Below are 694 nucleotides of genomic sequence, written 5' to 3' on the forward strand. Positions count from 1 at the left end.
TTGTTCCATACTGGCGGCTGTTTCAGCCAGCGATGCAGCCTGTTCTTCCGTCCTCGCAGAAAGATCGCCGTTACCGCGGGCAATCTCCTCAGATGAGGTGGCAATGGTGACAGCATTACTTTTAATGTTTTCTACCGTCACCGTCAGGCGCTGACTCATCTGCAGTAATGCCTTAAGCAGACCGGCTGTTTCATTGCGTCCTGTCACGGAAAAAGATGCGGTCAGATCGCCTTCTGCCACTTCAAGCGCAAGCTTGGACGCGGCACCGATAGGTCGTGTTACAGAACGGATAATAATCAATGCGAAAATGACAGAAAGCAGGACCATAAAGAGAAGAACGCTCAGCAAACCATACTGTGCATGCCGGTGGTCCGTAATCTGCTGGTTCAGCATGTCATTCAGTTCATTACCGCCCGCAATCGCGTAGGTGCTGAATCTGTTAATCGCGCTGGTAAAAAGTGCGGCATAGTCCTGAGGACTCTGATTCGTCATACTGCGGCTAATAAATAACTCACCTGCAGTTTTCAGGGCATTTTGAGCTTCCTGTACGGCCCCGTCGGCATCGGCACTGAATTTCTGCTTCAGCCCTGTATCAGACGAAAAAAGCTTCTCTGAGTCCTGAGCAAACATATCCAGGTTATAGGCACCCGTGCTGATTAATGATTCCATACGGACAGAGTCAGCCTCACTAACG

The 694-nt window shown here is 50.1% G+C and carries 1 protein-coding gene; it reads right to left on the reverse strand.

Annotated features, from left to right (window positions below):
- On the reverse strand, positions 1-669 hold a 669-nt coding region (locus N5J69_RS22180), incomplete at its 3' end, for a HAMP domain-containing protein (RefSeq protein ID WP_279772596.1).
- Positions 670-694 lie beyond the last annotated feature (25 nt).

The organism is Pantoea sp. GD03673, assembly GCF_029844725.1.
GTDB lineage: Bacteria > Pseudomonadota > Gammaproteobacteria > Enterobacterales > Enterobacteriaceae > Pantoea.